21 protein-coding genes and 1 pseudogene are annotated in these 20,062 nt (G+C 61.4%); 10 read left to right on the top strand and 12 right to left on the bottom strand.

Annotation, left to right across the window (positions count from 1 at the left end; genetic code table 11):
* Nucleotides 1–140 precede the first annotated feature (140 nt).
* Nucleotides 141–266, top strand: coding sequence for a PA1414 family protein (locus QWI18_RS09030; protein WP_122535674.1), 126 nt, complete (start codon nt 141–143; stop codon nt 264–266).
* Nucleotides 267–390: 124 nt separating this feature from the next.
* Here QWI18_RS09030 and QWI18_RS09025 read toward each other — a convergent pair whose 3' ends face one another.
* Both QWI18_RS09025 and speB read right to left on the bottom strand, forming a co-directional pair.
* Complete coding sequence (locus QWI18_RS09025; protein ID WP_369318665.1) at nt 391–681, bottom strand: hypothetical protein; 291 nt, start codon at nt 679–681, stop codon at nt 391–393.
* 418 nt (nt 682–1,099) lie between these two features.
* A complete protein-coding gene (gene speB / locus QWI18_RS09020; RefSeq protein ID WP_065992936.1) occupies nt 1,100–2,050 on the bottom strand; it encodes an agmatinase in 951 nt (316 codons plus the stop codon).
* 165 nt (nt 2,051–2,215) lie between these two features.
* On the opposite strand from speB, the gene QWI18_RS09015 reads away from it, so the two are divergent.
* Nucleotides 2,216–3,109, top strand: coding sequence for a LysR family transcriptional regulator (locus QWI18_RS09015; protein WP_065992937.1), 894 nt, complete (start codon nt 2,216–2,218; stop codon nt 3,107–3,109).
* Nucleotides 3,110–3,119: 10 nt separating this feature from the next.
* On the top strand, nt 3,120–3,755 hold the full coding sequence (locus tag QWI18_RS09010) for a tRNA-uridine aminocarboxypropyltransferase (protein ID WP_369318664.1): 636 nt from the start codon (nt 3,120–3,122) through the stop codon (nt 3,753–3,755).
* On the opposite strand, the gene QWI18_RS09005 is transcribed toward QWI18_RS09010, so the two are convergent.
* The 3 genes from QWI18_RS09005 to QWI18_RS08995 all read right to left on the bottom strand — a co-directional run bounded on the left by QWI18_RS09005 (nt 3,722) and on the right by QWI18_RS08995 (nt 6,100).
* Nucleotides 3,722–3,943 carry a DUF6316 family protein gene (locus tag QWI18_RS09005; protein ID WP_192172835.1) on the bottom strand — a complete coding sequence of 74 codons (222 nt, stop codon included), beginning with the start codon at nt 3,941–3,943 and terminating at the stop codon, nt 3,722–3,724. The two genes, QWI18_RS09010 and QWI18_RS09005, sit on opposite strands and share 34 nt — an antisense overlap.
* Before the next feature lie 155 nt (nt 3,944–4,098).
* Nucleotides 4,099–4,713: an NAD(P)H-dependent oxidoreductase gene (locus QWI18_RS09000; protein WP_296308026.1), complete on the bottom strand. Its 615-nt coding sequence runs from the start codon at nt 4,711–4,713 to the stop codon at nt 4,099–4,101.
* Nucleotides 4,706–6,100 carry a class II fumarate hydratase gene (locus QWI18_RS08995; RefSeq protein ID WP_369318663.1) on the bottom strand — a complete coding sequence of 465 codons (1,395 nt, stop codon included), beginning with the start codon at nt 6,098–6,100 and terminating at the stop codon, nt 4,706–4,708. Before QWI18_RS08995 ends, QWI18_RS09000 begins: the two co-directional genes overlap by 8 nt.
* Nucleotides 6,101–6,361: 261 nt before the next feature.
* Between QWI18_RS08995 and QWI18_RS08990 the strand changes: the two genes are divergently transcribed.
* Together QWI18_RS08990 and QWI18_RS08985 are read left to right on the top strand one after the other, a co-directional pair.
* Nucleotides 6,362–6,898 carry a DUF2059 domain-containing protein gene (locus QWI18_RS08990; RefSeq protein WP_065992947.1) on the top strand — a complete coding sequence of 179 codons (537 nt, stop codon included), beginning with the start codon at nt 6,362–6,364 and terminating at the stop codon, nt 6,896–6,898.
* Between the two features lie 12 nt (nt 6,899–6,910).
* Nucleotides 6,911–7,207, top strand: coding sequence for a BolA family transcriptional regulator (locus QWI18_RS08985; RefSeq protein WP_065992949.1), 297 nt, complete (start codon nt 6,911–6,913; stop codon nt 7,205–7,207).
* Nucleotides 7,208–7,258: 51 nt separating this feature from the next.
* Here QWI18_RS08985 and QWI18_RS08980 read toward each other — a convergent pair whose 3' ends face one another.
* From QWI18_RS08980 to QWI18_RS08970, 3 genes and pseudogenes are all read right to left on the bottom strand, one after another.
* Complete coding sequence (locus QWI18_RS08980; RefSeq protein ID WP_369318662.1) at nt 7,259–7,822, bottom strand: TetR/AcrR family transcriptional regulator; 564 nt, start codon at nt 7,820–7,822, stop codon at nt 7,259–7,261.
* 104 nt (nt 7,823–7,926) lie between these two features.
* Nucleotides 7,927–8,628: a glutathione S-transferase family protein gene (locus QWI18_RS08975; protein ID WP_296306417.1), complete on the bottom strand. Its 702-nt coding sequence runs from the start codon at nt 8,626–8,628 to the stop codon at nt 7,927–7,929.
* A gap of 132 nt (nt 8,629–8,760) precedes the next feature.
* A pseudogene (locus QWI18_RS08970) lies at nt 8,761–8,904 on the bottom strand (FMN-dependent NADH-azoreductase); the annotation flags it as partial.
* A 187-nt stretch (nt 8,905–9,091) separates the two neighbouring features.
* Between QWI18_RS08970 and QWI18_RS08965 the strand changes: the two are divergent.
* The 5 genes from QWI18_RS08965 (at nt 9,092) to QWI18_RS08945 (ending at nt 16,107) form a co-directional block, all read left to right on the top strand.
* On the top strand, nt 9,092–10,063 hold the full coding sequence (locus tag QWI18_RS08965) for a rhodanese-related sulfurtransferase (RefSeq protein ID WP_369318661.1): 972 nt from the start codon (nt 9,092–9,094) through the stop codon (nt 10,061–10,063).
* A gap of 3 nt (nt 10,064–10,066) precedes the next feature.
* Complete coding sequence (locus QWI18_RS08960) at nt 10,067–10,702, top strand: DsbA family protein (protein ID WP_192133815.1); 636 nt, start codon at nt 10,067–10,069, stop codon at nt 10,700–10,702.
* A 10-nt stretch (nt 10,703–10,712) separates the two neighbouring features.
* Nucleotides 10,713–12,536, top strand: coding sequence for an ABC transporter ATP-binding protein (locus QWI18_RS08955; RefSeq protein WP_192134055.1), 1,824 nt, complete (start codon nt 10,713–10,715; stop codon nt 12,534–12,536).
* A gap of 271 nt (nt 12,537–12,807) precedes the next feature.
* Entirely contained in the window at nt 12,808–15,273 is a 2,466-nt protein-coding gene (locus QWI18_RS08950; protein WP_369318660.1) for an EAL domain-containing protein, read from the top strand.
* Nucleotides 15,274–15,309: 36 nt separating this feature from the next.
* Entirely contained in the window at nt 15,310–16,107 is a 798-nt protein-coding gene (locus QWI18_RS08945; protein ID WP_065992963.1) for a TenA family transcriptional regulator, read from the top strand.
* A gap of 227 nt (nt 16,108–16,334) precedes the next feature.
* Here the strand turns inward: QWI18_RS08945 and QWI18_RS08940 are convergent, their stop codons facing one another.
* The 4 genes from QWI18_RS08940 to QWI18_RS08925 all read right to left on the bottom strand — a co-directional run bounded on the left by QWI18_RS08940 (nt 16,335) and on the right by QWI18_RS08925 (nt 19,914).
* The gene (locus QWI18_RS08940; RefSeq protein WP_296306407.1) at nt 16,335–17,081 is read right to left on the bottom strand and encodes a YciK family oxidoreductase; all 747 of its coding nucleotides are present in this window, start codon (nt 17,079–17,081) and stop codon (nt 16,335–16,337) included.
* Nucleotides 17,082–17,141: 60 nt separating this feature from the next.
* Nucleotides 17,142–17,813, bottom strand: a complete 672-nt coding sequence (gene mupP, locus QWI18_RS08935) for an N-acetylmuramic acid 6-phosphate phosphatase MupP (RefSeq protein WP_369318659.1) — start codon at nt 17,811–17,813, stop codon at nt 17,142–17,144.
* Nucleotides 17,814–17,816: 3 nt separating this feature from the next.
* The gene (gene ubiG, locus QWI18_RS08930) at nt 17,817–18,515 is read right to left on the bottom strand and encodes a bifunctional 2-polyprenyl-6-hydroxyphenol methylase/3-demethylubiquinol 3-O-methyltransferase UbiG (protein ID WP_192133799.1); all 699 of its coding nucleotides are present in this window, start codon (nt 18,513–18,515) and stop codon (nt 17,817–17,819) included.
* Between the two features lie 67 nt (nt 18,516–18,582).
* A complete protein-coding gene (locus tag QWI18_RS08925; protein ID WP_065992970.1) occupies nt 18,583–19,914 on the bottom strand; it encodes a TRZ/ATZ family hydrolase in 1,332 nt (443 codons plus the stop codon).
* Nucleotides 19,915–20,062 lie beyond the last annotated feature (148 nt).

Here is a 20,062-nt window from a genome sequence, read left to right as displayed (position 1 = left end):
TGCACTGTCACATCCTCATGCAAGGCGAAAAATTCCTGCCGCGACACTCGGTAGCAGGCGTAAAGTGCGCCTTAGCACTATGATCTGCTCTAGGCAGTTCGGACATTGGCTGCCGAGTATTTCCCTGAAGGGGGCGTTATATGAACAGCAAATTGCAAGAATGGCTTCACGATGTAGGCGTCGCGCTCGGGTTAATTGAAAAGCCAAAGCTGCAACCTATTCCCGTGCGCAGCAACGATGATGAGCGTCGCCGTCCACGCCGTTGAGTGCCCGGTAACACGTGTAAAAAAAGCGGCGCTATCGCCCGATAGCCCGCTCTGTTTTCCCCGACCGTTCGGTCACCTCTCCCGTATGATTCAGTTGCTTTCCCAAATCGATCCCGATTGCCCCTCAGTGGTGGGTTCTGCGTTTCTTCTCGACGAGAATCAGGTCAACCAGGCCCTGCAGCGTCAGTTGTCCGTAGGGTGAGTGCGCGGACATACCTGCTATGTCGGCCTTGATCTGATTCGGGAGGACAACGCCAAAGTCGCTTTGCAGAATTGAAAAAAATTCGTTGAAGTCGGCTTCATCCAGCTCAAGAGCGCTCAGCGTCACGTCCTCTTCTTCCTGAATCAGGCTTTTGTCGACCAGAATCTTTCCGATTGTGTCGATGACATGTTGTCTGACTTCGCTTCGCTTCATGGCAGGCCTCTGCTTGATTCAAGTGGTAATCACCCCAACATCAAAAAACAGAGGGTTGTGGCAGAAATGCCCAGTGGGCAACCACCCTGAAAACCTGCGCTGCGATGCGCAACGTCGGCGGTCTCGGACTAAGGCTAGCCCAAGTTGGCGAGACACGAATGGCAGGTGTGTGCGGATTTTTTGTAACGGGCGAGGAGTGAAAGAACGGCGCGCCCGATGCAGCGCACACATGTGGGACCGGCTTCAGCCGGGAAGGCGTCAGGCGCTACACCGCAAAATTGAGGATGCTCATACAGGCCTCTTCCCGGCTGAAGCCGGTCCCACTAGAAAGCAGCGCGTCTGGCCTTATTGAAACAGCGCACACCCATTGTGGGGCCGGCTTTAGCAGGGAAGGGGTCGGCGGTTCAAATGTGGTCTGTCAGCGGTGTGCCACGCCGGGCAGCACGCAGAGCATTTCGTAGAGCAGATTGGCGCCCAGCAACGAGGTGTTGCCGGTGGTGTCGTAGGGCGGCGAGACCTCGACGAGGTCGCAGCCGATCAGGTCCAGCCCCTGGCACCCACGGATGATTTCGATGGCCTGAATGGTGGTCAGCCCGCCGATCTCTGGCGTACCCGTGCCCGGCGCCCAGGCCGGGTCAATGCCGTCGATGTCGAAACTCAGGTACACCGGACCGCCGCCCACCTTCTCGCGCACTTCGGCCATCAGCGGCGCCAGCGACTTGTGCCAGCACTCCTCGGCCTGGACCACGCGGAACCCCTGCTTGCGGCTCCAGTTGAAATCTTCGGCGGTATAGCCCTGGGCACGCAGACCAATCTGAACCACCCGATCGCAATCCAGAAGACCTTCCTCCACCGCTCGGCGGAAGGTGGTGCCGTGGGCGATCTTCTCGCCGAACATGTGATCGTTGACGTCCGCGTGGGCGTCGATGTGCACAAGCCCCACCTTGCCGTGTTTCTTCTTCATGGCGCGCAGGATCGGCAGCGTGATGGTGTGATCGCCGCCGAGGGTCAGCGGGATGATGCCGTGCTCGAGAAAACCGTCGTAGGCCTCTTCGATGATGCGCACGGCGTCCAGCAGATTGAACGTGTTGATCGCCACGTCGCCGATGTCCGCCACTGACAGGGAGTCAAAAGGGGCGGCGCCGGTGGCCATGTTGTAAGGGCGAATCATCACCGATTCGGCGCGAATTTCCCGTGGGCCGAAGCGGGTGCCGGCACGCAGGGACGTACCGATGTCCAGCGGCACGCCGACGAACGCCGCGTCCAGCCCGGCCGCGGTTTGCAGGTGCGGCAAGCGCATCATGGTGGCGATGCCGGCGAAGCGCGGCATTTCGTTGCCGCCCAGTGGTTGATGGAAAATCTTGTCCACGGGAATGCCTCATCGGTGGTAAGCAAAAGGGGCGGAAGCAAGCTTCCGGCATGGAGCCGATTCTGTTGACCGGACCCGCCGCGAACAATCCGTCAGGCGAAATACTTAGTTCAGATATTCCTGAAGTATCGGGTAAGCTGCGCGGAAAACCATTCTGGAAACCCCATGCCCAGCGCGCTTCCCGACCTCAAATTGCTGCGCATCTTCGCCTGCGTCGTGCGCCATCAGGGCTTTGCCAGCGCTCAGCAAGAACTCAATCTGTCGACCTCGGCGATCAGCACCTACATGAGCCAGCTTGAAGCCGCGCTCGGCATCGTGCTCTGTCATCGCGGGCGTGGCGGGTTCAGCCTGACCAGCAAGGGCGAGCTGTTTCATCAGGAAACCCTGCGCCTGCTCGGCGAGCTGGAAGGCTTCGAACTCTACGCCGCTGCGCTCAAGGGCGAGCTGCGCGGCACGCTCAATCTCGGCGTGCTGGACTCGACGGTCAGTGACCGCGCATTGCCCTTTGCGGAAGTCATCGGCGCCTACAGTGCGGAGCATCCGGCCGTGCATTTGCACCTTGCGGTGATGAGCCCCTACGAACTTCAGCTGGGCGTGCTGGACAACCGGCTGGACCTGGCGATCGGATCGTTTTCCACGCGCATGAACGGCCTGCTCTATCAGCCGCTGTACCGCGAGCAGCATTGGCTGTATTGCAGCAATCGCCACGCGCTGTATGCCGAGCGGCGCATTCCCGAGCCCGTCATCACTCAACAGCGCATGGTCGGACGCGGCTACTGGAGCCAGGCCGAACTCGCCCGTCACGGCTTCAAGCACAGCGCCGCGACCGTCGAGAGTATGGAAGCGCAGCTGATTCTGGTGCTGTCCGGCGCCTACATCGGTTACTTGCCCGAGCACTACGCGCAATCGTGGGTGGATTCCGGGCACCTGCGGGTCTTGCTGCCGGCAACCTTTGGCTATCAGGCGCCGTTCTCAATGATCCTGCGCCGCGGTCGCAGCCGTGAGCCGCTGATTCAGACCTTTCGTGATCTGCTTAAAGCGCAGCTCAATCCACTGTAGGAAACCGACGATGTCCCGTGCCCGCTGCGAACGCTGCCTGCGTCCGACCAATCATTGCCTGTGTGCGCTGATTCCCGCGTTGGGCAGCCGGACGCGAGTGTTGATTTTGCAGCATCCCAGTGAGGTCAATCACGCGCTCAACACGGCGCGCCTGGCAGCCCTGGGCCTTGAGAATGCGGAGTTGCACGTGGGGGAGGTGTTCGAGGATCTGACGCAATGGCTGAGCCGGCCCGGTTATCGAGCGTGTCTGCTATTCCCGGGGGAGGAGGCCGTGGCGCTGACAGCCAGCCGTGCCGACGGAGTGCCCCTGCTGCTCGTCGTGCCTGATGGCACCTGGCGCAAGGCGCGCAAGTTGCTGCACCTCAACCCCTTGCTGGCGGCGTTGCCCAGGGTCGTGCTGACGGACGCGCCGCCCTCACGCTATCGATTGCGCAAGGCGCCGGGCCCCGACGCGTTGTCGACGCTGGAGGCCATCGTCCATGCGCTGCACACGCTGGAGCCGGAGACATCATTCGAGGGCTTGTTGCGTCCGTTCGATGCACTGATCGACGGACAGATTGCAGCAATGGGCGAAGAGACGTTTCGCCGCAATCATCCTAAAGGCGGGATCGGTCAGCCGTTGAGCGAGGAGGGCATGCCTGGCTGATACGCGCTGGCCGCCTGCATGCGACGGACATAGACCTCGGTTTCCCGTGCAGCGTCTTCCTTGCTCATGAACGGACCTTCGAGGGTGTTTTCCCGGGTGCTGAAGAAGTAGAGGCCATTGACACGGGAAACGCGGTCGCTGCGAAAACGAACAGTGGGGGCTGGATCTTGTTCACGCTTGCTTAACATAGCCTTCTCCGGGCATTGGGTTGGTACGCGAATGATCTGAATGGGCGACAGGCGCCGCCACAATGTGAGTCAGATCATTTGAATAGTAGCGTTCTTAACGGTTCCATCAACTTGCACACCCGCTTCCCCATTTTTTGGAAGTGCAGGCACTTGATTTAGCGCTTCCCCAGCCCCTCGGCCTGACGAATCCACTGCTGACGCTGCTCCTCGGTAGAGGTGCGCACCGGCGAGAACTCCGTCAGGCGTGTGGTCTTGATCCCGCAGAATTCAAGGATGGTTCGGACCATCTGCCGATGGGCAGGGGCCTTGAAGACCCAGCGGAAATACCGCGAGGGCGTGTCCATGGTCACCAGCAATTCCGCTGTCCGGCCCTTCAGCAGCTCGTTGGAAGGGTGGTGCCTGCCATGGGCCTTGAAGGCAAAACCGGGCATGAACACCCGGTCGAAGAATCCACCCAGCAGGCTCGGCAAACCGCCCCACCAGACCGGATACACAAACACCAGATGCTGTGCCCAGTGCACCTCGCGCTGGGCTTCAAGCAGATCGTGTTCCAGGGTCTGGGCGGACTCATAGCCACCGCGCAGCACCGGGTCGAAATCCATTTCGTCGAGCTTCAGCACCCGCACCACATGACCTTTGCTGCGCGCGCCCTGGGCATACGCCTCGCCCAGCGCGTGGCCGAGGCTGATGCTTTTCGGCGTGCCGATGATCATCAGGATGCGTTTGCCATAGCCTTCCAGTGGCGTGGCGCCGCTGATGGATTCAGCCATTGCTGCCAGCCTCGAGCATTTTTTCCGGACGCACCCAGGCGTCGAACTCGGCGTCGGTGAGGAAGCCCAGCTGCAGCGCCGCTTCGCGCAGGGTCAAGCCTTCGCTGTAGGCTTTCTTGGCGATCTGCGCCGACTTGTCGTAGCCGATGTGCGGGTTCAGCGCGGTCACCAGCATCAGGCCGCGCTCCAGATGCTCGGCCATCTTGGCGGCATCCGGTTCCATGCCGGCAATGCAATGCTCGTTGAAGTTGCGGCAGCCATCGCCCAGCAAGCGGATCGATTGCAACAGGTTGTGGATGATCACCGGCTTGAACACGTTCAGCTGCAGGTGGCCCTGACTGGCGGCGAAGGTGATCGTGGTGTCGTTGCCCATCACCTGACACGCCAGCATCGACAGCGCTTCGCACTGGGTCGGGTTGACCTTGCCCGGCATGATCGAGCTGCCCGGTTCGTTGGCCGGCAGCTTTACTTCAGCCAGGCCCGCACGTGGGCCGGAACCCAGCAGGCGCAGGTCGTTGGCGATCTTCATCAGGGTCACGGCCAGGGTTTTCAGCGCGCCGGACAGCGCGGTCAGGGGCTCATGGCCGGCCAGCGCGGCAAACTTGTTCGGTGCGGTGACGAAGGGCAGGCCGGACAGCGCGGACAATTCGGCGGCAACGGCCTCGGCGAATCCGTGGGGCGAGTTCAAGCCGGTGCCGACAGCGGTGCCGCCCTGGGCCAGCTCGCACACCGCAGGCAACGCGGCGCGGATGCTTTTTTCAGCGTAATCGAGCTGGGCGACGTAGGCCGAGAGCTCCTGGCCGAAGGTGATGGGCGTGGCGTCCATCATGTGCGTGCGGCCGGTTTTCACCAGTTTCATGTGCCGCGAGGACTGCTCGGACAGACCGTTGGACAGTTCGGCGATCGCCGGCAGCAGTTGCTCTTTCACCGCTTGCACGGCCGCGATGTGCATCGCGGTGGGGAAGCAGTCGTTGGAGCTTTGCGAGCGATTGACGTGATCGTTGGGGTGAACCGGCGATTTGCCGCCGCGAACGCCACCCGCCAGTTCGTTGGCACGGCCGGCGATGACTTCGTTGACGTTCATGTTGCTCTGGGTGCCGCTGCCGGTCTGCCAGACCACCAGGGGAAACTGATCGTCGAGCTGGCCTTGCAGCACCTCGTCAGCGGACTGCTCGATCAGGTTGGCAATATCGGCCGGCAGGTCGCCGTTGCGATTATTGACCCGCGCCGCGGCTTTTTTGATCAGCGCCAGCGCGTGCAATACCGGCAGCGGCATGCGCTCCTGGCCAATGGCGAAGTTGATCAGGGATCGTTGCGTCTGTGCCCCCCAGTAAGCGTCTTCGGGGACGTCGATCGGACCTATGCTGTCGGTTTCGGTACGGCTCACTGGACTCTCTCCTTAAGATCGATTGGCGCAGTTTAGTAACCGGGGGAGTCGGTGGGTTCCCCGTGGCTGCTGTGCGGTCGGAACAGGTGCGCACAGTGTGCGACAAAACGCCCGGGCCGGTCGCCTTAAACCTTCGTGCGGGCGAGGGCGTCACGCCTGCGGGATAACCGCTCGTAGGGTCGGGGGTTGAGGGAAATGCGCAAAGGGGCGCAGAATGGCCGGCCTTGGGGTTCTGCCTCGCCTGCTAGATAAGGAAACTCGATGACCCGTCTTCGTGCCATTTGTGCTGCGGTTGCTCTGGTATGTGCCAGCGGCCAGGTTCTTGCCGATACCGCCAGCCATGAAGCCAGTGCTGTAGCGTTCCTCAAACTGGCTCACGCCGATCAACTGGGTGCGCCGGTTTACATGCAAGTCCAGCAGATGTTCGCTCAGCGCTTCGCTGAAACCAAAGCACCTGCGTCCAAGCAAGCCACTCTCGAAACCTATCAGGGCAAGGCCAACGCCGCGCTGGATCAGGTGATCAGCTGGCCAAAACTGCAGCCTGACATGGTCAAGCTGTACACCTCGAACTTCACCGAAAGCGAGCTGAAAGACCTGGTTGCCTTCTATCAGTCGCCACTGGGCCAGAAAGTCCAGGCGAAGATGCCGCAGATCAGCCAGCAGTCGTTCCAGCTGACCCAGAGCAAACTGGAAAGCGCGGTGCCTGTGGTCAACAAGCTGCTCGCCGACATGACCAAGGAACTGACCCCGGCCGGCGCCAAGCCAGCTGCACCGGCCGCTCCTGCCAAGAAGCCATAAGCGAAGCCTGACATGAGCATGCAACAGCGAATCGAATCCGCGTTGACGGTCTTTCAGCCCGAGTACCTTCAGGTGCTCAATGAAAGCCACATGCACAGTCGCGGCACGGACACTCACTACAAGGCGGTGGTGGTCAGCGAGCAGTTCGCCGGCCTCAACGCGGTCAAGCGTCACCAGAAGGTCTACGGCCTGCTCGGTGGCCTGATGGGTGAGTTCCACGCTCTGGCGCTGCACACCTACACACCGGAGGAATGGGCGAAGCTCGGCGCCGCGCCGTCTTCACCGACCTGTGCGGGTGGGCATGACTGACGCCTGCCCCCCGAAGCAGGCCTTGCTGCAGGCTTCGGGGGCAAGCGGCTATCAAGCCGGTAAGGGGCCATAAGCGCGATAGGCCGCGATCAACGTATCGAACAGCGTGATGTCTGACCGGCTTCTTGCGATGAGCTGGGCCCCCGCGACGGCCGAAAAAATGGCGCGCGCGCGGACGTCGCTGTCGGTTGCCTCGCAGCAGTTGGCGGCGACAAGCTGTCGGCGCAGCCAGTCTGTATTCACCTGAGCAAAAGCCTGAATCTCCTCGGCCATGGCCGTGGGCAGATTATCGGTTTCCGCTCCCACGAAGCTGGCCAGACACAGCCGGTTGCCGGCCTCCAGCGAGCGACGAAAGATCTCTGGAAAACGACGCAGTGCTTCAGCGGGGTCCGGCGTCTCCTCAGAAAGCGTCTCCAGCGCCGCCGCACCGTCTTGCCAGTACCGCCTGGCAACGGCAATGCCCAGGTCAGCCTTGCTCGGGAAGTGGTAGTAGATGCTGGCTGGCTTGATGCCAACCGCTTGGGCCAGGTCGCGAAAATTCAGTCCGTTGTAACCCTGTGACTGGGCAATGTTTCGGGCGGCCAGAAGTATGGCTTCGCGGGCGTTGATGCTCATTGTCGTGCCTTTCCTGGGTCGGACGAGTTGCAGTGGAACCGGCGATCTTAGAGCAAAAGTCCCTGCAACCGTCCTCACAGATCATGACTTGCCCTACGGACGTATCACGCAGAAGGCGAATCCAGCTCAGGTATGCCACTGCTGCGATCAGCGTAGGCGGCCTGGAAGGCCGGGCGTTTCTGCCAACGCTGCCAGTAGCTGTCCAGGTGCTCGAAACGCTCGTCCAGCGGGGTTGCGTTCACCGGGAATTTGGAGAAGGCAATCGCGGTCGCCAGCGTGATGTCGGCAAACGTGGGTTCGGCACCGCCGAGCAGCCACTCGCGACCGTCAGCCAGATGACGATTCACCAGGGCGGCGTGCATCAGTGCCTCCTTGCGGCAGTGCTCACCCCATGCCTCATTCTTCGTCAGCTCCAGCTTGAAGCCGAGCCCTGTGTGCAAGACGTGAAAAGCCGTGACGATCCGATACAGGATATGCACCCAGATGCGGTTATCCCACATGTTGTCCAGGCCTTGTTCCAGCGCGCTTTCGCCCATGATCTTGCGGCCTGGGTAGGACTGGTCGAGAAAACGGGCGATGGCCGGTGTTTCGGAAATATAGCTGCCATCCGCCAACTGGAGCGTAGGGGTTTCTCCCCATGGGTTCATGTTGAGGTGACGCCAGCCGCGTTGCTCGCCACCGGGCGCCATGTCATAGATGGTTTCATCGAACTGATCGGCGATACCCTTTTCGTGCATGAACAGGCGCAGTCGCTGGGGATTGGGAAACGCCGAAGGAGAGGTGAATAGCTGCAATTTGGTTGTCATGGCGCCGTCCTGTGGTGGAAGAATGTTCACCTAACGTTTGTTAGGTAGGCAGACCTTAGGCGCGAAATCCGCATACGTCAATAGGCTACCTAACATTCGTTAGGTTTGTTTTTGCCTCATGCTAACGAGCCTTCACGTCAGATCTGCAGCCAGCTTCGAGGCGTGTGCCAGCGCCGCGTTGAAATTCGTTTCTGCGGTCGTCGAATCCGCGAGGGTTGCCTCCGAGACCACCGCATCGATGGCCGGTCTACCCACCATTCGTGCCCAGGTTTTGAGGCGTCTGTGAGGCAGATGCCGATGTTCACGATAGATGAGCAGGGTGATTGAGACGATTGATCAACCCGCCTGCCTGCCCACGTTCGATTCTTGATAGAATCCGCGCCGCGTTGCCCGGTCGGCACGCGTTCATCTGAATCATTCACCCGGTAGGCCCTTTGCGAGGGTCACCACCTGGAGACGCTACATGACCCAAACCGCCCCCATCGTCGTTGCGGCGCTGTACAAATTCGTCACCCTTTCCGATTACGTCGCACTGCGCGAGCCCCTGCTGCAGGCGATGGTCGACAACGGCATCAAAGGCACCTTGCTGATCGCTGAAGAAGGCATCAACGGCACGGTCTCCGGCAGCCGCGAGGGCATCGACGGCCTGATGGCCTGGCTGAAGAACGATCCGCGCATGGTCGACATCGATCACAAGGAATCGTACTGCGACGACCAGCCGTTCTACCGCACCAAGGTCAAGCTCAAGAAAGAGATCGTGACGTTGGGCGTCCCGGGCGTCGACCCGAACAAGGCGGTGGGCACCTACGTCGATCCCAAGGACTGGAACGCGCTGATCGCCGACCCTGAAGTGCTGCTCATCGACACGCGCAACGATTACGAAGTGTCCATCGGCACCTTCGAAGGCGCGATTGACCCCAAGACCACGTCCTTCCGTGAATTTCCGGACTACATCAAAACCCACTTCGATCCAGCGAAGCACAAGAAGGTCGCGATGTTCTGCACCGGCGGCATTCGCTGTGAAAAGGCGTCCAGCTACATGCTCGGTGAAGGCTTTGAAGAGGTCTATCACCTCAAGGGCGGCATCCTCAAATACCTGGAAGAAGTGCCCGAGGAAGAAACCCGCTGGCAGGGCGACTGCTTCGTGTTCGATAATCGCGTCACGGTCCGCCACGACCTGACCGAAGGCGACTACGATCAATGCCATGCCTGCCGCACGCCGATCAGCGCAGAAGACCGGGCCAGCGAGCATTATTCGCCGGGCGTCAGTTGCCCGCACTGCTGGGATTCGCTGAGCGAGAAAACCCGCCGCAGCGCCATCGACCGGCAAAAGCAGATCGAGCTGGCGAAGGCGCGCAATCAGCCGCACCCTATCGGTCGCAATTACCGTGCGCTCGACGGCCAGGCGACTGAAACCCCAAGCAACAAGGCCTGAACCATGTCCACCCGCCTGCTGTACGTGATGGACCCGATGTGTTCCTGGTGCTGGGGGTTTTCTCCGGTGGCCGAAGCATTGGTCGAGCAGGCGGGAGCGGCGGGGGTGCCGTTGCATCTGGTGGTGGGCGGATTGCGCACCGGCAGTGGCGCGGCGCTGGAACCGACGACCAAACGTTACATTCTTGAACACTGGCAAGCGGTGCACGAGGCCACGGGCCAGACGTTCCGTTTCGAGGATGCCTTGCCCGACGGTTTCGTCTACGACACTGCGCCCGCCTGCCGGGCCATCGTTGCGGCGCGCAGCCTGGCACCGGACGTCGCCTGGCGGCTGGTCAAAGAAATCCAGCAGGCCTTTTACCTTCACGGTCGCGACGTGACCCACGGCTCGGTGCTGGCCGAACTCGCCGAAAAAGCCGGTTTGCCGCGCATCGAGTTCGCCGAAGCCTTCGACAGCGTCGAACAGCACACGGCCACCGCGTCGGATTTTTCCTGGGTTCAGGACTTGGGCATCGCGGGTTTCCCGACGATGCTCGCCGAGCGCAACGGCCAACTGGCGCTGCTGACCAACGGCTATCAACCCCTGGAGGTCCTCGGGCCTTTGCTGGGTCGCTGGCTGGAGCGCAACGCCAGTGCCTGACGTCCCTGATCTGGAACATCGCCATCCCGCTGCACCGGCTAATGAACCTCCTGTCGCTGACCGCTTGAACTGGGCGCAGATCAGGCGCCTCGCGCTGCAGCACAAGAAGGCGCTGTGGGTGGCCAATGGCGTCGCGGTCCTGGCGGTGCTCTGCTCGGTGCCGATCCCGCTGCTGCTGCCCTTGCTGGTCGATGAAGTGCTGCTGGGCAAAGGTAATTCGGCACTCGTCTTCATGAATCAGTTTTTGCCGGACAGTCTGCAAAAGCCCGTCGGCTATATCGGTCTGATGCTGGTGGCGACACTGTGTCTGCGTTTGGGGGCGCTGGTGTTCAACGTGATCCAGTCGCGCTTGTTCGCCGGGCTCGCCAAGGACATCGTCTATCGCATCCGCACGCGCCTGATCGAGCGGCTCAAGCGGATCTCGCTGAGCGAATACGAAAGCCTGGGCACTGGCACGGTCACCGCGCATCTGGTGACGGATCTGGACACCGTGGACAAATTCGTCGGCGAGACGCTGAGCAAGTTTCTCGTGGCGATGCTGACCCTCACTGGGACCGCTGCGATCTTGATGTGGATGCACTGGCAACTGGCGCTGCTGATCCTGCTGTTCAACCCGCTGGTGGTGTTCGCCACGGTGAAGCTTGGCAAGCGCGTCAAGCACCTCAAGAAACTGGAAAACGACAGCACCTCACGCTTCACCCAGGCGCTGACCGAAACCCTCGAGGGTATTCAGGAGATCCGTGCCAGTAACCGTCAGGGCTATTTCCTCGGATTGCTCGGCCTGCGTGCCCGGGAAGTGCGCGATTACGCGGTGTCGTCCCAGTGGAAGAGCGACGCGTCGGGCCGGGCCAGCGGGCTGCTGTTTCAATTCGGCATCGACATTTTCCGCGCTGCCGCGATGCTCACGGTGCTGTTCTCCGACCTGTCCATCGGCCACATGCTCGCGGTGTTCAGCTACCTGTGGTTCATGATCGGTCCGGTCGAACAACTGCTGAATCTGCAGTACGCCTATTACGCGGCGGGCGGTGCTCTGACGCGCATCAACGAACTGCTGGCCCGCGCGGACGAGCCTCAGTATCCGGGGCAGAGCAATCCGTTCGCGGGTCGGCAGACGGTGAGCATCGACGTCCGCGGGCTGAGCTTCGGCTACAACGACGAGTTGGTCCTCGATCAGCTAGACCTGTCGATCAATCCCGGCGAAAAAGTCGCGATCGTCGGCGCCAGCGGCGGTGGCAAAAGCACCCTGGTGCAGTTGCTGCTCGGGCTCTACACCGCGAAATCCGGTCTCATCCGGTTTGGTGGCTCAAGCTTGCAGGAGATCGGCCTGGACACCGTGCGCGAGAACGTCGCCGTGGTCTTGCAGCATCCGGCGCTGTTCAACGACACCGTCCGCGCCAACCTGTTGATGGGCCGGGAGCAGGACGACAGGGCCTGTTGGCAGGCGCTGGAAATCGCCCAGATGGATGCGACGATCCGCGCGCTGCCGCTGGGGCTGGACAGCGTGGTCGGGCGCTCGGGTGTTCGGTTGTCCGGCGGCCAGCGCCAAAGGCTGGCCATTGCGCGCATGGTGCTGGCCGATCCCAAGGTGGTGATTCTCGACGAGGCCACCTCTGCGCTGGACGCCGCCACCGAGTACAACCTGCACCAGGCGCTCAACCGGTTTCTCAGTGGCCGCACGACGCTGATCATTGCCCACCGACTGTCGGCGGTGAAACAGGCGGACCGTGTATTGGTGTTCGATGGCGGGCGGATCGCCGAAGACGGTGATCATCAGCAACTGATTGCAGACGGCGGGCTGTACGCCAGGCTCTACGGACACCTGCAGCAGGTGTGAAACAGCGCGACGGGTTTTAGGGCCGCCACACTGAAATGGCGTATCGCCACTGGACCACGTCAATCCTCGGGCTATGCTCTCCCATGGCAATCACTGAAAATGTGAAAAGCGTCATATTTACGTCTCCGCACTCAAATGGCTGGTTACGTCTTGTAAAAGATGTGAGAGATTGTCTGCTGCATCGTGGAAATTAGCGAAGTCCCTCAGGCTCCAGGAAGGTTGCCTGGTGAAGGGGGAATGAGTATCTGGCAGTGCTGATCAAAGGGACACCATGAAGCAAAAGCGGATTCTCGAGAAGCCTCGTCTTCTGGGCATCGTCTGGCCATTTATCGCCGTCGTGCTGTTACAGGCACTGCTCGGCTGCGTCAGCTTGTACATGATGTCGGCGGTCCGCAGCTACATTGGCGGCGAGAGCCTGTGGTCGAAGGGCCAGAAGGACGCCATTTACTACCTGAATCTCTACGCCAACAGTCGAGATGACATCAATTACCTGAAGTACCAGAAAGCGATTGCCATTCCCCAGGGCGGGCATGACTTGCGCCTGGCGATGGATCAGCCGGTGCCCGACATCGCGCGCGCTACTGCGGGGATTCTGCAGGGTGGTAACCATCCCGACGATGCCCAGAGCATCATCTGGCTCTACCTGAATTTTCAGCACTTCAGCTATCTCGAGAAGGCCATCGACCTGTGGAAGGTCGGTGACAACTATCTGGTGCAACTGGATGAAGTCGCCCGCGAAATGCACGCGCGCATTCAGGAAGGCAACGTCACCAACAGTGAAGTCATGGGCTGGCGCCAGCGCATCAGTGCCATCAACGAAGGCGTCACGCCGGCGGCCATGGCCTTCAGCGACGCGCTGGGCGAGGGCTCGCGGGTCATCCTGCGGATTCTGCTGGTGGTCAACCTCGCCACCGCGCTGTGCCTGATCATCCTCGCGCTGCTGCGCACCCATAAACTGCTGGAGCAGCGCCACGGCTTTGCGATTGCGCTGCAGATGGAAAAAGAACGCGCGCAGATTACCCTGGAGTCCATCGGTGATGGCGTCATCACCACCGATGTCGACGGCTCCATCGTCTACATGAACCCCGCCGCCGAGCTCATGACCCACTGGAAGAACGAGCAGGCAGCCGGTCTGCCGCTGGCGGCGCTGTTCAGCCTGCTCGACGAGAATGACCAGAAAGACACCTCGACCCTGATCGAGCGCATGCTCAGCGGCAATCTGGGCGGCGGCAGTGAAAGCTCACGACTGATTCAACGCCTGGACGGCAGCACCGTTTCGGTCGCGCTAGTCGGCTCGCCGATTCGCACCGAAGGCAAAGTCAGCGGCGCGGTGCTGGTGTTGCATGACATGACCCAGGAGCGGCAGTACATCGCCAATTTGTCCTGGCAGGCGACCCACGATGCGCTGACCGGTTTGACCAACCGCCGCGAGTTCGAATACCGCCTGGAACTGGCCCTCAACGGCCTGACCGAACAGCCGGCGCGGCATGCGTTGATGTTTCTGGACCTCGATCAGTTCAAGCTGGTCAACGACACCAGCGGTCACGCCGCGGGGGATGAACTGCTGCGGCACATTTGCACGCTGCTGCAACAGGGCGTGCGCGAAGGCGACACGCTGGCACGTCTGGGTGGCGACGAGTTTGGCATCCTCCTTGAACACTGCGCGCCGGAGGCCGCCGAGCGAGTGGCCGAGAGCCTGCGCCAAACTGTGGAAAGCCTGCATTTTGTCTGGAAAGGCCGGCCGTTTGTCACCACCGTCAGCATTGGTCTGGTGCACATCGACGACGTCCCGACCACCCTTGAGACGTCGCTGCGCGCCGCCGACATGGCCTGCTACATGGCCAAGGAAAAAGGCCGCAACCGGGTTCAGGTCTACCACGACGATGACTCCGATCTGTCCACCCGCTTCGGCGAGATGGCCTGGATTCAGCGCCTGCACATGGCCCTCGAAGAAGACCGCTTCTGCCTGTATTCCCAGGAAATTGCAGCGCTGGGTCGCAATGCCGAGCAACGCCACGGCCATATCGAGATTCTGCTGCGGCTGCGCGACGAGTCCGGGCGCATGATCCTGCCCGACAGTTTTATCCCCGCCGCCGAGCGCTACGGCATGATGACCACCCTGGACCGCTGGGTCGTGCAGCACGTCTTCATGATCATCGCGGAGTGCCTCAGGTCCGGACACCGCGAAGGGCCAATGGCCGTGTGTGCGATCAACCTGTCCGGGAGCAGCATTGGCGACGACGCCTTCCTCGAGTATTTGCGACAGCAGTTCCAGATCTACGCAATCCCCCCTGAACTTATCTGTTTTGAAATCACCGAAACCAGTGCGATCGCCAATCTGGGCAGCGCCATTCGGTTCATCAATGAACTCAAAGGTCTGGGATGCCGTTTCTCTCTGGATGACTTCTGTGCAGGCATGTCGTCATTCGCTTACTTGAAGCACTTGCCTGTGGATTTTCTGAAGATTGACGGGAGCTTCGTAAAGGACATGCTCGACGATCCGGTCAACCGGGCGATGGTAGAAGTGATCAACCATATCGGGCACGTAATGGGCAAACAGACGATCGCCGAGTTCGTCGAGAGCCCTCAGATAGAGCAGGCGTTATTGGAAATCGGTGTGGACTACGCTCAGGGGTACGTCATCGAGCGACCGCAATTATTCACCTGTGAATGTCTGCACGCACGGCCCGCGAGGCAGACCCCACTGTTGTTCAGCGCTCCCGGGACTTTTCGCTGAACACACCATTAAGCAACTTATATAAGGAGCTACACAGTGATCGATATGTTCATTAGAACCGGTCCGCTGATGGATGCCAGCAGTTACCCCGCTTGGGCACAGCAATTGATTGAAGATTGCAGTGACGCCAAGGCCAAGGTGGTAGGGCATGAACTTTATCAACGCATGCGTGACGGGCGGCTCAGTTCTAAGACCATGCGCCAGTACCTGATTGGTGGCTGGCCGGTCGTCGAACAGTTCGCGGTCTATATGGCGCATAACCTGACCAAAACCCGATTCGCCCGACACCCGGGTGAAGACATGGCGCGACGATGGTTGATGCGCAACATTCGGGTCGAACTCAACCACGCCGATTACTGGGTCAACTGGAGCGCCGCCCACGGGGTGAGCCTGGAAGACTTGCAGGCGCAGCGGGTGCCGTCGGAACTTCACGCCCTGAATCACTGGTGCTGGCACAGCTGTTCGTCGGATTCGCTGGTGGTGGCCATCGCGGCGACCAACTACGCCATCGAAGGCGCCACCGGTGAATGGTCGGCCGTTGTCTGTTCCCAGGACACCTACGCGGACATGTTCCCGCCGGACACGCGAAAGCGGGCGATGAAGTGGCTGAAGATGCACGCGCAGTACGACGATTCCCACCCCTGGGAAGCGCTGGAAATCATCTGCACCCTGGCCGGCAACAACCCCAGCGAGCAATTGCAGAGCGACCTGCGAATGGCGGTCTGCAAGAGCTACGAGTACATGTTCCTGTTCCTGGAACGGTGCATGACGCTGGAACGATCTCAGGAAGGCAGCGGCTCGGTCCGTGAACACCGGATCCCCGCCCGCGCCTGATCCCTCAGCCCGCCATGTCCAGGCGGTGGCGGCCCTTGCGCCTGGCGGCGTACAGGGCCGTAGCTTCACGTCGCACCGTGCTGTCGGGCGATTCGCCCGGCGGCAGCGTCGAGCAACCGAGGCTGACCGTCACGTCTACGCCCGTCCCTTCAGCGGATAAGAGCGTTGCAGTGCGGCGCTGCGCAGTCACTCGCCTTGGTGAGCCAACCGCGTCAGCACCACTCGGTTCAGCGGGTCTGGGCATCCAGTGCCTGTCCGTTGATGCCGATGCTGTCCGGGCCCATCAGGTACAGGTACACCGGCATGATCTCTTCCGGCGTCGGGTTGTTGGTCGGATCTTCCGCCGGGTATGCCTGTGCGCGCATGTCGGTGCGGGTTGCGCCCGGATTGATGCTGTTGGCGCGCAGCGAACCAAGACCATCGATCTCGTCGGCCAGCGTCTGCATCAGCCCTTCGGTGGCGAACTTGGACACGCCATAGGCGCCCCAGTATGCGCGGCCTTTGCGCCCGACGCTGCTGGAGGTGAACGCGATGGACGCGTCGCCCGAAAGCTTGAGCAACGGCAGCAAGGCGGTGGTCAGCATGAACGTGGCGTTGACGTTAACGTGCATCACCTGCATGAATTGCTCACCGGTGAGTTGTTCGACCGGCGTGCGCGGGCCGATGATCGAGGCGTTGTGCAAGACGCCGTCCAGGCGGCCGAACTCTGCTTCGATCATCGCGGCGAGCTCGTCGTACTGACGGGGGAGGGCAGTCTCGAGATCGAACGGGACGACCACCGGTTGCGGATGCCCGGCAGCCTCGATCTCGTCATACAGCGCGCTCAGATTCGCTTCGGTCCGGCCCAGCAGCAAGACCGTCGCGCCGTGGGCGGCATAGGTTTTCGCGGCAGCGGCGCCGATGCCACGGCCGGCCCCGGTCACCAGAATCACCCGGCCTTTGAGCAGGTCGGGGCGGGCGGAGTAATTGAACATGGCGGCTCCTTTCTAATGTCTAAATGGGCGCAGTGAAGGATTTGGTTGCGGACTGTCGCCTCAGCAACTGCACAACGCGTCATCCAAGACCCGGCGCAGCTCCAGCGGGTGATTCACCACCACGTCCGCGCCCCAGTGATCGGGGTTGTCCTGGGGATGGATGTAGCCATAGCGCACGGCGGCGGTCTTGGTGCCTGCGTCGCGACCGGATTCGATGTCACGCAGGTCATCGCCCACGAACAGCACACTGGCCGGGTCCAGACCGAGCATCTTGCAGGCCAGCAGCAGCGGCTCCGGATCGGGTTTGCTCTTGGTCACATGGTCCGGGCAGATCAGCACCGCGGAACGCTCCGACAAAGCCAGTTGCTCCATGATCGGTTGAGCGAAACGAACCGGTTTGTTGGTCACCACGCCCCACATCAGTCTGGCTTTCTCGATGTCGGCCAGCAATTCGGCCATGCCGTCGAACAGTTTGCTGTGCACCGCGCAATCGGTCTGATAGCGCGCCAGGAAGTCCAGGCGCAGCGCCTCGAATTCCGCTGCCTCGGGGGGCATCGCGAACGCCGCCGAGACCATCGCCCTGGCACCGCCGGATATCTCGTCGCGGATCAGCTTGTCGTTCACCGGCGGTAAGCCGCGTTCGGCCAGCATTGCCTGGCAGATCGCGATGAAGTCCGGCGCGGTGTCGAGCAGCGTGCCGTCCATGTCGAAGAGAACTGCCCTCAAGCGCATGGCTCAGACTCCCCGCAGTGTCTGGATCATGTAATTGACGTCGACGTCCGAGGCCAGCTTGTAGTGCTTGGTCAACGGGTTGTAGGTCAGACCGGTGATGTCTTTGACCTGCAGCCCGGCATCGCGGCTCCACGCGCCCAGTTCGGAAGGGCGGATGAATTTCTTGAAGTCATGGGTGCCGCGCGGCAGCAGGTTCATGATGTATTCGGCGCCGATAATGGCGAACAGGTAGGCCTTCGGGTTGCGATTGATGGTAGAAAAAAACACCTGACCGCCCGGCTTGACCATCTTGTAGCAGGCACGGATCACCGACGACGGGTCCGGCACGTGCTCCAGCATTTCCAGACAGGTCACGACATCAAACTGCTCGGGCATTTCTTCGGCCAGCGCTTCGGCGGTGATCTGCCGGTATTCCACGCTCACGCCGGATTCCAGCTGGTGCAGTCGCGCCACGGCCAGCGGCGCTTCGCCCATGTCGATGCCGGTCACGGTCGCGCCACGCAAGGCCATGGCCTCACTCAGAATGCCGCCGCCGCAGCCGACGTCGAGGACCTTCTTGCCCGCCAGATTCACCCGTTCGTCAATCCAGTTCACGCGCAGCGGATTGATGTCGTGAAGGGGCTTGAACTCGCTGTTGCGGTCCCACCAGCGATGGGCGAGGGCCTCGAATTTGGCGATTTCGGCGTTGTCGACGTTGCTCATGTGTGATCCTCTGAAACTTGAATTCGGTGTCCGGGCACGGTATCTGACCGTGGCGGCGCTCAATGGGTCAGGCTTTGTCAGCCGCGATGCGGTTGCCCCAGGCTTTGGCGGTCCGGGTCAGCGCTTCTTCGTCCATGCGGGTCAGGCGTTTGTCCTGCAGCAATGGCTTGCCGGCGACCCAGACGTGCGTCACGCAATCGCGACCCGTTGCATAAATAAGTTGTGATACCGGATCGTAGACCGGCTGTTGCGCAAGGCCGGACAGGTCGAACGCGACCATGTCGGCGGCCTTGCCGATTTGCAGCGAGCCGGTGTGATCGTCGATGCCCAGGGCGCGGGCGCCGTTCAGCGTGGCCATGCGCAGTGCACGGTGGGCGTCCAGTGCGGTGGCCGAGCCGGCAACGGCTTTTGCCAGCAGCGCGGCGGTGCGGGTTTCGCCGAGCAGGTCCAGATCGTTGTTACTGGCCGCGCCGTCGGTGCCGATGGCGACGTTGACACCGGCCTGCCACAGGCGCTCGACCGGGCAGAAGCCGCTGGCCAGTTTCAGATTCGATTCTGGGCAGTGGATGACGCTGGAGTTGCTCTCGACCAGCATCGCGAGGTCGTCATCGCTGATCTGGGTCATGTGCACCGCCTGAAAGCGCGGGCCCAGCAGGCCCAGGCGATGCAGCCGCGCAAGGGGGCGCTCCTGACGTTGCTGAACGGCGTCGTGCACTTCAAAGGCGGTTTCGTGAACGTGCATCTGGATCATCGCGTCCAGTTCATCGGCGATGACCCGGATCTTCTCCAGGTTCTCGTCGCTGACGGTGTAGGGCGCGTGGGGCCCCATGGCGATCTTGATGCGGTCGTGGTGGGCCAGATCGTTGAACAGCTCGATGCCGATGTGCAGGGATTCGTCGCTGTTGCGCGCGCCGGGTATCGGGAAGTCCAGCACCGGCACGGTGATCTGTGCGCGAATGCCACTGTTGTGCACTCGCTCGCACGCGACCTTCGGGAAGAAATACATGTCGGAGAAGCAGGTGATGCCGCCCTTCAACTGTTCAGCGATGGCGAGGTCGGTGCCGTCGCGGACGAAATCCTCGTCGACCCACTTCGCCTCGGCCGGCCAGATATGATCCTGCAGCCAAGTCATCAACGGCAGGTCGTCCGCCAGCCCGCGGAACAGGGTCATCGCCGCATGGCCGTGGGCGTTGATCAGCCCGGGACTGAGCAGCATGCCCGGCAACTCGCGCACCTCGATGGCCGGCTGGCGCAGGGCCTCGGCGCGCGGACCGATATAAACGATCAGGCCGTCGCGAATGCCGATCCCGTGCTGCTGCAACACAACGCCGGCGGGTTCGACCGGTACCAGCCAGTCCGGCAGCAACAACAGGTCGAGCGGGGCAGCGGAATGGGGCATGGGGCGGGCATCCAATGGCTTATTACGGGGACGGCGAAGTATACCCGAGCGTCTTCGCAGGCGGCTCGCTATAATCGGCGGCTTTTTAAGGTGCTGGCGATTTGCTTCTTTGCACCGTCGCTGTGGCGGCAAGCTTTTCAAAATTCAT

The organism is Pseudomonas sp. W2Oct36 (genome assembly GCF_041060465.1).
Lineage (GTDB): Bacteria > Pseudomonadota > Gammaproteobacteria > Pseudomonadales > Pseudomonadaceae > Aquipseudomonas > Aquipseudomonas graminis_B.
This window is presented reverse-complemented; position numbering and strand designations above follow the sequence as displayed.